At 38.8% G+C, this 15,393-nt stretch carries 11 protein-coding genes; 4 read left to right on the plus strand and 7 right to left on the minus strand.

Annotated features, from left to right (window positions below; genetic code table 11):
• Positions 1-250: 250 nt before the first annotated feature.
• Positions 251-2,389 (minus strand): TonB-dependent receptor domain-containing protein, encoded by a 2,139-nt coding sequence (locus BMW42_RS06125; protein ID WP_035265267.1) that lies wholly within the window; start codon positions 2,387-2,389, stop codon positions 251-253.
• A gap of 265 nt (positions 2,390-2,654) precedes the next feature.
• On the opposite strand from BMW42_RS06125, the gene tig reads away from it, so the two are divergent.
• The 4 genes from tig (at position 2,655) to BMW42_RS06145 (ending at position 7,026) form a co-directional block, all read left to right on the plus strand.
• Complete coding sequence (gene tig / locus BMW42_RS06130) at positions 2,655-3,986, plus strand: trigger factor (protein WP_092766763.1); 1,332 nt, start codon at positions 2,655-2,657, stop codon at positions 3,984-3,986.
• 193 nt (positions 3,987-4,179) lie between these two features.
• Positions 4,180-4,791 carry an ATP-dependent Clp endopeptidase proteolytic subunit ClpP gene (clpP, locus tag BMW42_RS06135; protein WP_035265270.1) on the plus strand — a complete coding sequence of 204 codons (612 nt, stop codon included), beginning with the start codon at positions 4,180-4,182 and terminating at the stop codon, positions 4,789-4,791.
• Positions 4,792-4,824: 33 nt separating this feature from the next.
• A complete protein-coding gene (clpX, locus tag BMW42_RS06140; protein WP_035265272.1) occupies positions 4,825-6,135 on the plus strand; it encodes an ATP-dependent protease ATP-binding subunit ClpX in 1,311 nt (436 codons plus the stop codon).
• 138 nt (positions 6,136-6,273) lie between these two features.
• Positions 6,274-7,026, plus strand: a complete 753-nt coding sequence (locus BMW42_RS06145; protein ID WP_035265274.1) for a DUF2846 domain-containing protein — start codon at positions 6,274-6,276, stop codon at positions 7,024-7,026.
• Between the two features lie 27 nt (positions 7,027-7,053).
• Here BMW42_RS06145 and BMW42_RS06150 read toward each other — a convergent pair whose 3' ends face one another.
• The 6 genes from BMW42_RS06150 to BMW42_RS06175 form a co-directional block, all read right to left on the minus strand.
• On the minus strand, positions 7,054-7,596 hold the full coding sequence (locus tag BMW42_RS06150) for a DUF2059 domain-containing protein (RefSeq protein ID WP_035265277.1): 543 nt from the start codon (positions 7,594-7,596) through the stop codon (positions 7,054-7,056).
• Between the two features lie 71 nt (positions 7,597-7,667).
• Positions 7,668-9,194: a fumarate hydratase gene (locus tag BMW42_RS06155; protein ID WP_035265279.1), complete on the minus strand. Its 1,527-nt coding sequence runs from the start codon at positions 9,192-9,194 to the stop codon at positions 7,668-7,670.
• Between the two features lie 320 nt (positions 9,195-9,514).
• Complete coding sequence (locus BMW42_RS14840; protein ID WP_228143088.1) at positions 9,515-9,856, minus strand: hypothetical protein; 342 nt, start codon at positions 9,854-9,856, stop codon at positions 9,515-9,517.
• A 361-nt stretch (positions 9,857-10,217) separates the two neighbouring features.
• On the minus strand, positions 10,218-12,362 hold the full coding sequence (gene pta, locus BMW42_RS06165) for a phosphate acetyltransferase (RefSeq protein WP_092766764.1): 2,145 nt from the start codon (positions 12,360-12,362) through the stop codon (positions 10,218-10,220).
• A gap of 56 nt (positions 12,363-12,418) precedes the next feature.
• On the minus strand, positions 12,419-13,642 hold the full coding sequence (locus tag BMW42_RS06170; protein ID WP_035265285.1) for an acetate/propionate family kinase: 1,224 nt from the start codon (positions 13,640-13,642) through the stop codon (positions 12,419-12,421).
• Positions 13,643-14,026: 384 nt separating this feature from the next.
• Entirely contained in the window at positions 14,027-15,292 is a 1,266-nt protein-coding gene (locus BMW42_RS06175; protein WP_035265287.1) for a glutamate-5-semialdehyde dehydrogenase, read from the minus strand.
• Positions 15,293-15,393: the final 101 nt, after the last annotated feature.

Below are 15,393 nucleotides of genomic sequence, written 5' to 3' on the forward strand. Positions count from 1 at the left end.
GAGAATAATAATGATTCTTTTTTAGCTTTAACGGGTCTTAAAATTGATATTTGCGATTTAAGTTAAACTAAATAACGGAAGCTTAAATGTAATAATGTAATATTTTATGTATAAGTAAATGAATTTAAATAATATTGGAAAAATTAAAGTTTCTACATTTTTGTATGGCTATTTTTGATAGGGAATTAAATTTTAATAAAATAAAAAACCCTGCTAGCGCAGGGTTTTGCTAGAGAGAATCTACCTAGAATTAGAAATCATATGAAATAGATAACCAGTAGTTACGACCAGCTAAGTATGTGCCTTCAGAGCTACGTCCAATTGAAAGATATTTATAAGCTTGTTGAAGATCGCCGTTAATATCTACATATTCCATATTTTGAGTAAAGTCTTTATCCAATAGATTGTTTACTGCAGCATTAATACGAATTTTATCGTTCAGTTGATAACTTGCACCAAGATTAAATAAATTATAACCAGAAAATTCGTTATTGGTTTGTTCCAAAATACTAATTGAGCCAGCGTCTGTAGGTTCACTAGTAAATCGAGGACGACCAGATTGATATTCATGTTGTAACCATAGGTCTAAAGAGTCATTAATGTGCCAAGTTGATGTTAGGCTAGCTAAATGTTTCGCAGTAGACTCTAAAGCATATCCTTTGTCTTGACCTTTAGTTATTTCTGAATCGGTATAGGTGTAAGCCGCTTTTAAGCTCCATTCTGGAATAATTTGATAATTTAGGGATGTCTCTAAACCATAAATTTCTGCTTCATCCGTGTTGAAACTCTTGCTATAAGAAGTTGCTTTATCACTAAGATTAGAGCAATCATTGGTGTTACAACTGAACGTTCTAGAAACGATCTTGTCTTCAACAACATTGAAGAATGCAGTTGCTGTAAGGTTAAAATTATCAGAAGGTTGATAATTAAATCCAAGCTCATAGTTGATTGATGTTTCAGGATCTAAATCTGGATTTCCAAGACTCGGTGTAGCACCTTGACCACTATAACCATTGATTCCGTCGTAAAGATCCTTAGCGGATGGTGTTTTATAACCTGTACTTACGCCACCTTTGATCGTTAGTGCATCATTGGTGTTCCAAACTAAATAAGCCCGCGGACTAAATTGTCCACCAAATCCGCTATGATCTTCGAAGCGACCACCGAATGTGAAAAATAAGTTGTCTTTGAGTTGCCATTCATCTTCAGCGTAGAGAGACCAAGTATCCTGTGTAAATTCTTTTCCTATACCTGCAATATCATCTGCAATGGTTGTATCTTTGTATTCAGTACCAACTGTCAATTTATGACTTTTGATTGGTGCAACAATATGAGAGTCAATCACAAGATCTTTATTTTCGAGTTTTCGAGCTTGACCTGCTAACTCTGGGAATGCATCTGTTGGAATGGTGCGACCTTGGGTCTCTGTTGTGTTATGGCTTAGATAAGTTTTCCACAAACCAAAATCATAGTTACCATCATGACCAAGTGCAAATTGAGTTCGATTGAACTCAAGCTCATCGTTATAGCCTGCGATACCACCACGAGAAATAAAGTTTCCTAAACGTTGATCTGTGTTGTCATAGCGTTGGCTAGAATAAAAACCATCGATCCATAAAGCATTTTGTTCATCTAATTTAAAGTCTAATTTTGCACCATAATCATAATTATCTGCTTTACTTGGGCGTGGATCACGGCTAGTCGAACCCTCAACAATACGTTCAGAACGTTGACGATCCAAATAGCTACCTCTTAATTGTAAACCTAAGCGGTCATTAATAAGTGGACCATTAATCACAAAACTAGATTTCCAAGAGTCTGCTTCAGCATTACTTTCCATAATGTTGCCACTCGTTGTGACATTTGCTGACCACTGATCTGCAACTTTTTTAGTAATGATATTGATCACACCACCCATTGCTTCTGAACCATAGCGAGTAGCCATTGGTCCACGGATAACTTCAATTCGCTCAATAGCGGCTAGAGGCGGTAAAAAACTATTAGAGGTTTCACCAAAGCCATTAGGTGTTACATCTGATGAGGTTGTTTGACGGCGTCCATCAATAAGAACTAAGCTATAGTCATTACCAAGACCACGCATCTTAACGTTAAGGCCAGATGTTTTCCCAACTCCAGAACGAATATCAATACCAGGGACATCTGATAAAAGATCAGCGATGCTTGTCGCATTTTTCTTTTCAATATCTTCTTTAGTTACAACACTAATAGATGCAGGTGCATTTTTAATATCCTGCTCAAAACCCGCAGCAGAAACGACAATTGTCGAAAGTTGATGAGCACTACTTTCATTTGTGGTATTTGCAAATGTTACACCGCTAGACAAAGCGAATAATGCAACTGTAAGAGGTTGAAGCTTAAACTTACTCATATTATGTTCTTCCGCTGGTATGAGTGATGCTTGAGGGCATGATCAAATTTGATGCAAATATTAATGATAAACTTTATCATTTGCAATAAAAAACAAACAATAATTAAGAAAGATGAATTGAATATGGTCAAACCTTGTGAGCAAAAAAATATTCTCAGGTTCATAAAAAAGATGGTTTGAAAAAGGTATTTTGTATATCTTTGATTGTTGTCATATAATGTGGCACTTTAAAAATTGCAATTACTATTTCTATATCGAGGAAGCCATGCAAGTAACTTCTGAAGCGGTTTCGGGCGTAGCCCGTCGTTTAAATGTATCTGTACCGACGAGCCGTGTTAATGAGCAATTCGAAGCTCGTTTAAAACGTACTGCTAAAACAGTTAAGATCAACGGCTTCCGTCCAGGTAAAGTGCCTTTAAATGTTGTTCGTCGTGAATACGGCGCGAGCATTTACCAAGAAGTGGTAAATGATGTTATTCGTGACACAGTATTCGAAGCAATTCAACAAGAGAAAATCAATGCTGTAGGCATGCCTAACATTGAAAAAGTTGAAAACAAAGAAGATGCTTTAGTTTATGAAGCAACTGTTGAAGTTTACCCAGAAGTTTCAGTTAAGTTTGACGGTTTAGAAGTTGAACGTAAATCTACTGAAGTAAATGATAAAGATGTAGATCAAATGATCGAAAATCTTCAAAAGCAACGCGCGACTTGGACTGAAACAAAAGGCATGGCTAAAAAAGACATGCAAGTTACTTTTGATTTCGAAGGTTCTATTGACGGCGAAAAATTTGAAGGTGGTTCTGCTGAAGACTTCAAACTTGTATTAGGTTCTGGTCGTATGATCCCTGGCTTCGAAGACGGTATCGTTGGTATGAAGAAAGGCGAAGAGAAAGTAATTGATGTAACTTTCCCTGAAGATTACCAAGCAGAAAACCTTGCAGGTAAATCAGCTCAATTCAAAATCACAGTTAAGCTTGTTGAAAAACAAAAGCTTCCTGACGTAGATGCTGAATTCCTAAAAATCTTTGGTTTAACTGAAGAAGAAGGTGTTGAGAAGTTAAAAGCTGACGTTCGCAAAAATATGGAACGTGAAGTGAAAAACGGTCTTCGCAATCAAGTGAAAGGTGCAACTTTTGATGCGCTTGTAGCTGCAAATGAAATCGAAGTACCTGCATCTATGTTGTCTCAAGAAATTGACCGTCAACGTCAACAAATGATCCAACAGTTTACTCAACAGTTTGGTGCTCAAGGCGCTAAAGCATTTGATTCAAGCATGCTTCCAGATGAATTATTCAAAGACCAAGCTGAAAAATCAGTAAAATTAGGTGTTTTGGTGAGCAGTATTCTTGCTGAAGCAAAAATCGAAGTTGATCAAGCACGTGTAGAAGCTTATATCGAAGATATGGCGACTTCTTATGAAGATCCTACAGAAGTTATTGAATACTTCAAAAATGATAAGCAACAACGTGCACAAATCGAAGCTGTTGTTTTAGAAGACCAAGTTGTAGATCACATCTTAGCGTCTGCTAAAGTAACTGATAAAGCTGTTAGCTATGAAGAATTGTTGAAAGAGCAACAAGCTCGTCAACAAGGCTAATCGGTTATCCGAAGGAAGAGGCGCTTAACGCGCCTTTTTTCTTGTAAAAAAATATGGATCAACTTGTCCTGTATTCACAAAGCCTAATTAAAAAATATCTGATATTTAATGGTGAATATTTTGCATTTTCGACAATTATCCCTCATATTGTGAAAATGTATTGAGTGACAAAAAATTCAGGAATAAATAACGTATGTATGTTCCAACAATTGATAATGCTTTGGTTCCAGTTGTCGTAGAGCAATCATCTCGTGGTGAGCGTTCTTTTGATATTTTCTCGCGTCTTTTACGCGAACGTGTAATTTTCTTAACGGGTGAAGTTGAAGACAATATGGCGAACTTAATCGTTGCGCAAATGTTGTTCTTAGAAGCTGAGAACCCAGAAAAAGATATTCATTTGTACATTAACTCACCTGGTGGTTCAGTGACTGCGGGTATGGCAATTTACGATACGATGCAATTCATCAAACCAGATGTCGTGACATATTGTATGGGCCAAGCAGCCTCAATGGGCGCTTTTTTATTGAATGCTGGTGCTAAGGGTAAACGTTACTGCTTAGAAAACGCTCGTGTTATGATTCACCAACCATTGGGTGGTTTCCGTGGTCAAGCTTCAGATATTGAAATTCATGCACGTGAAATTCTATTTATTAAAGAGCGTTTGAACCGTCTAATGGCTGAACACAGTGGCCAAGATTATGAAACTGTTGCACGTGATACAGACCGTGATAACTTTATGACCGCTCAAGCTGCAAAAGAATATGGTTTGGTCGATGAAGTTTTAACGAAACGTCCGCAACTTTAAGCTGTAAAGCATAGAAATTTATTTGGAGTGAAGATGTCTGAAAATCCTCAAGGACAAAAGCATTGTTCATTTTGCGGTAAAACGCAGTCTGAAGTGGGTAAACTCATTGCAGGCGAGGACGCTTACATTTGTAATGAATGTGTAGATGTATGCTTAGATTTAGTTCAGACGAGCCAGCAAGTCGAAACTGGTGAATGGGCAACTCGTCCATTACCTAAGCCGCATGAAATTCGTGCAGCTTTAGATCAATATGTGATTGGTCAAGACACTGCGAAAAAAACGCTCTCTGTTGCGGTATATAACCACTATAAACGTCTTAAAGTGACTCAATCAACTGCAAAGTCAGAAGATCGTGTAGAACTTGCTAAAAGCAATATCTTACTCATAGGACCAACAGGTTCGGGTAAGACTTTGTTGGCGCAAACTTTAGCGCGCTTATTAGATGTGCCATTTGCGATGGCTGATGCAACGACATTAACTGAAGCTGGTTATGTTGGTGAAGATGTTGAGAATATCGTTCAAAAATTGCTACAAAAAGCAGATTACGATGTTGAGAAAGCACAGAAGGGTATCATTTATATCGACGAGATCGATAAGATTACCCGTAAGTCTGAAAATCCTTCAATAACACGTGATGTTTCAGGTGAAGGTGTTCAACAAGCGCTTTTAAAAATGATCGAAGGCACGGTAGCTTCAATTCCACCTCAAGGTGGTCGTAAGCATCCACAGCAAGAGTTCATTCAAATTGATACGTCTAATATCCTGTTCATCTGCGGTGGTGCATTCTCTGGTTTGGAGCGTGTCGTGCAACAGCGTCAAGAAAAAGGTGGAATTGGTTTCACTGCTGACGTGAAGACTAAAGATGACTCTAAGAAGTTATCTGAATTATTTAGTCAGGTAGAAGCTGCCGATCTTGTGAAATTTGGTTTAATCCCTGAATTCATTGGTCGTCTGCCAGTGATTGCAACGCTCGAAGAATTGGACGAAGAAGCATTAATGCAAATTTTGACTGAACCAAAAAATGCATTAACGCGTCAGTATCAATACTTGTTCGAAATGGAAGATGTTGATCTATTATTTGAAGATTCAGCATTGCGAGCTGTTGCGAAAAAAGCACTTGAGCGTAATACAGGTGCACGTGGTTTACGTTCAATTCTTGAAAACGTCTTACTCGATACGATGTACGATTTACCAAGTCGCTCTGATATTGGTACTGTTGTGATCAATGAAGCTGTGATCAATGAAAATGCTGAACCAGAATATCGAACTGAGCGCCAACCTAAACAAGAACAACAAGTTGAAGAAAAGGTCGATTTAAAGATTTTAGATACTAAATCTGCTTAATTGATTGTAATTCATCTGAAACGCGTAAAAAGTCCCACTTTTTGCGCGTTTTTTGTTTTTAATCTCGGATTGAGATGATAATCTAACGATAACAAAAATATGACATAGAGTAAAAAGTATTCGTGATGAGGGATAATCATGCGATCAACCGTAGCAGTGTGTGCTTTGAGTCTGTTTCTTGTGGCATGTCAGACACATAAAGGGCTTAACGAAAATAATCAAACTCATGTGGTTTCAACGTTAAAACCGGTAGATTTTAGTGAGAAAAAAACTTTTGTATCTCAGAAGCTAGCTCAATATAAAGTTGCAGGATTTGATCTGGGCTCATGGGTAAATCAAAAACCAGGACAGTTTTTCAGCCGTGTAAAACCTCAACATCAGCAAGCCGCAGTGTTGTATCTGTACCGTCCTGATAGTAAGTGGAATCGTCAGGAAATTATTGCACCGAGTTTTTTTCTAAATGGTAAGCGCATTCCGAGTTTAATCAGCAATCATTATTATTGGATAGAGCTGGCTGAAGGGGATTATCAACTTAGTATCAGTCGACCTTTAACTGTGATGCATTTTCAAAAACCTTTGGTTGCAAGTTTTAGTGTTAAAGCGGGGCAGCAGTATTTCTTAAAATATGAAGAAGAACAGTTTCGAGGTGGACCAAATGGTAGTGAAGATCTCCTCAGAGTTGGACCATTGATGCAAATGCCAACAAAACAGGCATTAAGAGAAATTGGCATGACTCAGTTGAAAACGCCTGGGCTTAACTATGTTGCCGTTATTCAACCGAACGGAACATTGCAAAAATCAAAAGAAAAAATTAAAAATAAAGAATATAAAGCCAGTGATGATGTGCGCTTAACAGAACCTTTTAAGATATATGATCCACGCACATGGTAACTCTGATTCAGCAGAATGGTTTTTAGCTTATTTCGAGTCAGTATGAATACTTTGTTTTTGTAGTTGTTCTAATTTCTTTTGGACTTCAGCAAAATTCTTTTCTGTAGATTGTAAAGAGCCTGCAAGTTGTTGATTCAGGATTTTCATGGATTCTTGAGCAACAAGTGGACCTTTATTTAAAATGGATTGACCTGTTGGAGAGGAATAAAAGTCGATCTGGGCTTGAACTTCTTGGGCATCATAGACATCTTTATAAATTTTGAGATAGATCGGTTTAAGTTTTTCCCAAGAAGTTTGCTTAATATTTTCTTGGTGAATTTTATCAGCCAGTTCATTGGCAATAACTTGTTGTTGTGGTGTTAATTTTTCGGCCTTAACAATATTTTGAACAATGCTATAGGCCTGTTGATCAATTTGAGGTCGGATTTGTTTAAGCGTACTTTGTAAGAGCTGATCTAAATTCAATACTTGTATGAGTTTTTCGATTTGTTGATCAGTCGCTTGAGCTGCCATAACCGCAGGTGAGCAGATCATGCATCCGCTCAAAAATAATGTTCTTAAAATTTTCATGAGTATTCTCGGTATAAATAAGCACCCTAATGATAGAGTGCTTTTTGAACTTGAGACAAGTCGAATATTATTTATTGTGCAGCTGCATCTACAACTGGAATTTTACCAATTTTAGCCTGCCAAATTTTTGGTGCAGTTGCGTGAACTGATGTGCCGTTAACGTCTACTGCAACAGATACAGGCATATCTTTAACCACGAACTTATAGATTGCTTCCATACCTAAATCTTCAAAAGCGACAACTTCCGCTTCACGAATTGCTTTAGATACGAGATATGCAGCACCGCCTACAGCCATGAGGTAAGTTGCTTTATTGTCTTTGATTGCTTCAATCGCAGCAGGACCGCGGTCCGCTTTACCGATCATACCGAAAAGACCAGTTGCTTCTAAAACTTGGCGTGTGAACTTATCCATACGTGTTGCAGTTGTTGGACCTGCAGGACCTACAACTTCGTCACCCACTGGATCAACAGGACCAACGTAGTAAATGAACTTACCTTTAAGGTCTACAGGAAGCTCTTCACCGTTGTTTAACATATCAACCATACGTTTGTGCGCAGCGTCACGACCTGTATAGATTGTACCGTTAAGAAGAAGCGTATCACCTGGTTTCCAAGAGTTCATTTCTTCTTGTGTGATGTTATCTAAGTCAACACGTTTAGAAGAAGATGAGTCCCAAGTGACTTCAGGATAGTCTTCAAGTTTAGGTGCAATAATATTCGCAACACCTGTACCGTCTAGTGTGAAGTGTGCGTGACGAGTCGCAGCACAGTTCGGGATCATACCGACTGGTTTACCCGCAGCGTGACAAGGGTAGTCTTTAATTTTGATGTCTAGAACAGTCGTTAAACCGCCAAGACCTTGTGCACCAATACCCAGCGCGTTTACTTTCTCGAAGATTTCGATACGAAGTTCTTCAAGTTTATTTTGTGGACCACGACGAAGAAGCTCGTCCATGTTGATCTCTTCCATCAATGCTTCTTTAGCAAGCATCATGGCTTTTTCAGCTGTACCACCGATACCAATACCGAGCATACCAGGAGGACACCAGCCTGCACCCATGGTTGGTACAGTTTTCAGTACCCAGTCCACGATTGAATCAGATGGGTTTAACATTGCAAGTTTAGATTTATTTTCTGAACCACCGCCTTTTGCTGCAACAGTGATATCTACTTTGTTACCTGGAACAAGTTTATGGTAGATCACAGCAGGGGTGTTGTCTTTCGTATTCTTACGGCCAAAAGCAGGATCAGCAAGTACAGATGCACGAAGTACGTTAGAGTTTTCTAAGTAACCTTGGCGAACACCTTCGTTAATCGCGTCGTCTAAGCTCATTGTTAAATCAAATTTAACGTCCATGCCCACTTCAACGAATACGTTGACGATACCAGTATCTTGACAGATCGGACGGTGACCTTCGGCACACATACGTGAATTGATTAAGATTTGTGCGATCGCATCTTTGGCAGCTTTGTTTTCTTCACGGTCATACGCACGACTCATTGCTTGGATGAAGTCTTGTGGATGATAGTAAGAAATGAACTGAAGCGCATCTTTAACGGATGTGATCAAGTCGTCTTGCTTGATAATAGTTGTCATACAAATATCTCTTGAGCGGGCTGATAGCTAGCGGGCTAAATTATAAGACAAAATGATTAAGTTGTGGCTGTTTTGCTGAGGATTTGACCGAAAGTTTACGAGAAAGGTGGGCTGTTCTAAAGGTTTTGCTTGATATATTCATCATATCTGGAGTGAACTTTCCAGATTGGGCTATTTGCTTCCACTGTTGGTATTTTGGGGGTATTACTGTAGCTGCTATCTATGCTCTACAATAAGATCGAGTTGTAAGCTTTATATTCGCTTTTTTGTGTAGAGGTGTCTAAAAATCATCGACCTATCAAGTTAATTTACCTCTTCATTTATCCACCTTTAAAGAAGGCAAGTTCTAAAGCACGATATTCAGAAATCTGATACCCGACTTTGTTTTGCATTAAGTAGTAAAATTTTTCAAACATCATCTCATTTTTCAACTGATCAAGAAGTGTCAAATATGCTAAATACGTTTCTGGTTGTTTAAAAATTTGATGATGGGGCTTACTCTCGCTTAAAAATCTGAATACTCGGCTATCCCAAATTGCATATTGTTTGGGGTGAATAAAGTGCAATAGTTTAGATACGCTCACCAGTGAATTATTGAACGCACTTTTGAGAATTTTAAGCTCTTCAACTGTGATGCGATGACCCTGTTTGAATTTATTCAAAATAAGGATTAGATCATCTGCTGAAGTTAAATCAATTTTTTTTTAAATCGTAGGCATCCATGAATAGGTGAAGCTGATCCCGATCACAATGTCATCTAAAGTTAGGGTTTCGCTACTTTTGAAAAAGTTCAAAAAATAAGAATAAGCAAGTAAATAGTTTTCCTGATCTTTGTTAAATTGATTTGCGATTTCAAAGATTTGTTTAAATATTTCTGAATGACTTTTCAATGTTAAGGGCATATGACTATCATTTTAATATACAGAAAAAACAAATCTATTTGATTTTATTGATGTCTCAAAATAAAAAACCACCCCATCTGTCGAAAGGGTAGGTAACGCGGAGACATCAATTGTTAGAAGCTTAAGATGCCAATTGTTGATCTGCTTGAATGGCAGTCAATGCAATGGTGAATACAATGTCATCGACCAAAGCTCCTCGAGATAAGTCGTTGACCGGCTTATTTAAACCTTGCAACATTGGTCCAACACTTACAACGTTTGCAGAGCGTTGAACAGCTTTATAGGTGGTATTACCTGTATTAAGATCTGGGAAAATAAAGACATTGGCACGTCCAGCCACTTGAGAGTCAGGAGCCTTAGAACGTCCCACACTTTCGACAGATGCAGCATCATATTGAAGGGGGCCATCGATCAATAAATCTGGACGACGTTCTTTTGCGATGCGTGTTGCTTCAGCAACTTTTTCAACATCAGCACCTGTGCCAGATGTACCAGTTGAATATGAAATCATGGCAATACGTGGATCAATACCAAACGCTTTGGCTGAATCGGCAGATTGAATCGCGATTTCAGCAAGTTGCTCTGCATTAGGATCTGGATTGATTGCACAGTCACCATAAACATACACTTCATCTGGTAATAACATAAAGAAAACAGACGAAACTAAAGAGTAATCAGGTGCCGTTTTAATCAACTGAAATGCAGGGCGAACTGTATTGGCTGTGGTATGAACTGCACCTGAAACTAATCCATCCACTTGATCTAGTGCTAACATCATCGTTCCAAGAACCACTGTATCTTGTAACTGTTCTTTCGCTTGCAGTTCATTTAACTTGCCTTTACGCAACTCTACCATTTGCGCAATATAGTTGTCGCGAATGAGGTCTGGATCAATGATTTCTAAATCATCAGGTAATTCAATCCCTCGAGCTTTGGCTACATCTAAAACTGCTTCTGGTTTTGCCAGTAAGATACAGTGAGCAATACCACGTGATTGGCAGATCGCGGCTGCTTGAATCGTACGAGGTTCATCACCTTCAGGAAGAACAATTCTTTTCTTCGCTGCAATTGATTTTTGTACCAGCTCATGACGGAATGCAGATGGGGAAAGTCGTGGTTGGTATGAGCCATTCAGCAACTGCGTTACCCAATCCGCATCAATATGGCTAGATACAAATCGAGTGACTTGTTCAGCGCGAGCTGTATCATCTACAGGAATTTCATTGCTTAAATTAGCCAGTTGGGTTGCCGTTTCAAAGGTACTCAATGGTGTGTGTAAAATAGGTAAGCCCTGTTTTATTGCTGCTTGGCAGAAAGCCAGTACTTGTTGATTAGGTGCATAATGTTCAGTCAATACTAAACCAGCAAGAGGGATACCATTGCTGCTTGCTAAACTACTTGCAAGTAAGACATCAATACGATCTGATGCGCTAATAATCAGTTCGCCTGCCGTGAATTTGTGCAGTTCGCGCTCGATATTTGAAGCGATCAGGCTACTATGCAGAACACGTCGTTGTGCAGCCTCACCTAAGTTAATCCATTCTGCTTGAATATGTTGCGCGATATCAGACATTCGCGGCACACTTAAAGTATTACTAAATGGTACTAATGCAATAACAGGAAGTTGTTCGGAACCAATCAGTGGATGTGTTTTTTGAATTTCCCCAACAAATTGTTGAGTCTCTTGTGTCAGACGCAGACTTGGATCAATGGTCACTGGAATCTGTGCAGACTCCTCGGACAGACCTTTGGTTCGCATGAACAGCACACCAGCTGTTCGGTTGCTGTTTGCTCCACCAAAATTACGTAATTGGGTTTCTACTTTTTCTGCTGTATAGGCTGGTTGTTTGATATCAGCATTGCTCACAATGATGACTTTCGCATCTAGTGCTTGAGCAAGTTGAGCATTCAGTTCAGATGCAAAACTATCACGACTGTTTGGAACTAACCCTTCCACAATAATAAGATCATGTTTTTTAGCAATTTGACGATGTAGACGAACAGCTTCTTCTAATAACTCATCACTTTCACCAGCATTTAATTGCTGAACTACATTTTGATATGAGATTGGTTCAACTGTTTCGTTCTTAGAAACATGGCGGAATAACGCTGTGGTGCGATCGAAATTTTCAGCATGTACTTCTTGTGAAAATGGCTTCACAAAACCAGCTTTTACACCTTGACACTCAAGTGCATAAATTAAGCCTAAACACGCTGATGTCAGACCTATACCTTCACCAGTTGGAACAAGTACAATTGTTTTCATATCATCAAAATCTATATCTAAAAATAAAAAATAAATATGTCTGCGTGGGCGACTACTTAAGCAGTCGTGGTTTCAAGTTCAGACTTTTTTTCAGATGAATTCACATCTCCGATTTGATTCACCACATGTTCTGTTTCTTGTGCAATACGTCCTTCTTCATCTGTAGGAATGACCCAAATTTGCGGACCAGTACCATTATCAATGCGACCTTCTGTACCGCGAGCTAATTGGTCATTTTTTTCTTTACTAAAGTTAAAACCAAAATGTGGCAAATAAGATAATGTTTTTTCACGAATAAATGCTGAGTTTTCACCAATACCACCTGTGAAGAATAAGCCATCAAGACGAGGTAAACCACAGCTAAGTGCTGCTAATGATTTAGCAAGACGATAGCAGAATACTTCAATAGCAAGTGCAGCATCTTCATTGCCTTCTTCTGAAGCTTCGATAAGTGTTCGCATATCGTTTGACAGGTTTGAAAGTCCTAATAAACCAGATTGGCTATTGAGCATTCTGTCAATTTTGTAAATGTCCCATCCTAGGTTTTTGGCTAAAAAATTATGTAAACTTGGGTCTACATCACCACTACGGGTACCCATCACTAAACCTTCGAGTGGCGTTAATCCCATAGAGGTATCAACACTTTTACCATTCCAAATTGCACAAGTAGAACTACCATTGCCTAAATGAGCGGTGAGCCAACCACCTTCACGGAAACTACCAGCAAGCTCAGAACCACGATCTGATACATAGGCATGGCTCGTACCGTGGAATCCATAGCGGCGAACATTATGTTCAGTGTATAAAAATTTTGGTACCGCATAACGATAGGCATGCGCTGGCATTGTTTGATGGAACGCTGTATCAAACACTGCAACCTGCGGTAAGTCTGGGAACAAACGTTTAGTCGCTTCGATCCCAACGAGATGTGCAGGATTATGTAATGGAGCTAAAGGTGTTGCTTCACGGATTTTTTCAATAATTTCATCGGTGATTAACTCTGCTTGAGTTAAAGAACCACCATGTACAATACGATGACCAATGGCATCAGGCTTGTGATTCGCTAAGCGAGATAATCCAACTTCAAGTGCTTCTTTATGGTCTGCATTTGGAATACGAATATCAACTGGTTCGTTGCCTACAGTCACGCCTTTGATGCGCGCTTCTGGCGTACCTAAGTTTTCAGCAAGACCATGAATTCGGAAATCTTGATCTTTAAGTAATAATGCAAACTTGATCGAAGAAGAACCGCAATTGATGATAAGAACTGAATGAGGCATGGTGTGTTCCTTTACTGGCAATTTTAATATTTCGTTTGTTTTCTTCCAAATGAACAAAAAATGTTATTTCTTGATCGTGAAGCATTTGTATCATGCGTTTTTTTATTGTCCTAGATAGACTTTAGGTGATTAGACTTAAGCACTATCGACCACTAAGGCGATAATAATTAAAATTTATAGTCTTTCTTTATTCATTCATTAAATAAATGATGGTTATGTTTTAATTAAATTGTATGCGTAAAACATAGCATGTATTGTATTTTTTATATACCACTTCTGGTTTGTAATTGATTTAATTTATACGTTTTTTATTTCGTTATGAAGAGTTGAATCACTCAAAAACAAAGCCCTTTACTCAAAGGGCTTTGTTTTTTTAAGTTAGATTTATTGACGGATTTGGCCATCGCCTAAAACAATCCATTTTTGTGAGGTGAGTCCTTCTAATCCGACTGGACCTCTGGCATGAATTTTATCTGTTGAAATGCCGATTTCAGCACCTAAACCATATTCAAAACCATCAGCAAAACGAGTAGAGGCATTAACCATGACCGAACTTGAATCGACGCGAGTAAGGAATTTTCGGGCCGTGCTAAAGTTTTCAGTAATAATCGAATCAGTGTGATGCGATCCGTATTTATTGATATGCAAAATTGCTTCTTCAACGCCACTGACCACTTTAACCGCTAAAATAGGTCCTAGATATTCCTCATACCAGTCTTCTTCGGTCGCAGTTTTAATCTGTTCACCTAAAATTGCTTTGACTTTCAAGCAACCACGCAACTCAACTTGTTTTTCAGCATAAAGTTCAGCAATGCGAGGCAGAAAGTCATCAGCAACTTTTTCATCAACCAGCAGCGTTTCCATGGCATTACATACGCCATAGCGATGAGTTTTTGCATTTAACGCAATTGGCAATGCTTTTTGTAGATCTGCTTGGGCCTCAACGAAGACGTGACAGTTACCATCAAGATGTTTGATTACAGGAATAGTCGCTTCACGTGTAATACGTTCAATTAAGCCTTTGCCACCACGTGGAACAATAACGTCAACATACTCAGAGAGGGTAATCAATTGCCCAACTGCAGCACGATCTGCTGTATTGACAACTTGGACTGCGTTAACTGGTACACCAGCTTGCTCTAAACCTTTTTGAATTGCGGTAGCAATGGCTTTGTTTGACTCTAATGCCTCTGAACCACCGCGAAGAATGATGGCATTGCCAGACTTAATCGCTAAAGAGGCTGCTTCTAGAGTGACGTTAGGACGTGATTCATAAATCATACCTACGACACCTAAAGGCACTCGCATTTTTCCAAGCTGAATACCAGACGGGCGATAAGCTAGGTCAGTAATTTCACCAATGGGATCAATTAAACTGATGACATCTTTAAGACCTTGTAACATTCCACTGAAGCGTGTGGGTGTAAGTTCCAAACGATCGAGTAATGCGCTGTCTAAATTGTTTTCATGACCACGAGTCATGTCTAGTTTATTCGCAGCTAGAATTTGAGCTTGATGGTCTTCCAAAGCGGTATGGATTGCCGTCAAAGCATTATTTCGTTCAAAAGTCGAAGAGCCAGCCAAAAAGCGTGAAGCTTCACGCGCATTCTGACCGACGACTTGCATGTACTGTTCGATGGAGTCTTGCATAGCAGTTTAACTGATCATTTTAAAATCTCATTCAAATAGTAGCAGCGCAGATGACAACAATCTATGTTTATAAGCGAAAAAAGCTAAGTTGATAAAACTTG

Source organism: Acinetobacter sp. DSM 11652 (assembly GCF_900109815.1).
Lineage (GTDB): Bacteria > Pseudomonadota > Gammaproteobacteria > Pseudomonadales > Moraxellaceae > Acinetobacter.

Excerpts from the sequence above, each read along its gene's own strand:
- BMW42_RS06125 (WP_035265267.1), bottom strand. The coding sequence starts at position 2,389 with ATGAGTAAGTTTAAGCTTCAACCTCTTACAGTTGCATTATTCGCTTTG.
- tig (WP_092766763.1), top strand. The coding sequence starts at position 2,655 with ATGCAAGTAACTTCTGAAGCGGTTTCGGGCGTAGCCCGTCGTTTAAAT.
- clpP (WP_035265270.1), top strand. The coding sequence starts at position 4,180 with ATGTATGTTCCAACAATTGATAATGCTTTGGTTCCAGTTGTCGTAGAG.
- clpX (WP_035265272.1), top strand. The coding sequence starts at position 4,825 with ATGTCTGAAAATCCTCAAGGACAAAAGCATTGTTCATTTTGCGGTAAA.
- BMW42_RS06145 (WP_035265274.1), top strand. The coding sequence starts at position 6,274 with ATGCGATCAACCGTAGCAGTGTGTGCTTTGAGTCTGTTTCTTGTGGCA.
- BMW42_RS06150 (WP_035265277.1), bottom strand. The coding sequence starts at position 7,596 with ATGAAAATTTTAAGAACATTATTTTTGAGCGGATGCATGATCTGCTCA.
- BMW42_RS06155 (WP_035265279.1), bottom strand. The coding sequence starts at position 9,194 with ATGACAACTATTATCAAGCAAGACGACTTGATCACATCCGTTAAAGAT.
- pta (WP_092766764.1), bottom strand. The coding sequence starts at position 12,362 with ATGAAAACAATTGTACTTGTTCCAACTGGTGAAGGTATAGGTCTGACA.
- BMW42_RS06170 (WP_035265285.1), bottom strand. The coding sequence starts at position 13,642 with ATGCCTCATTCAGTTCTTATCATCAATTGCGGTTCTTCTTCGATCAAG.
- BMW42_RS06175 (WP_035265287.1), bottom strand. The coding sequence starts at position 15,292 with ATGCAAGACTCCATCGAACAGTACATGCAAGTCGTCGGTCAGAATGCG.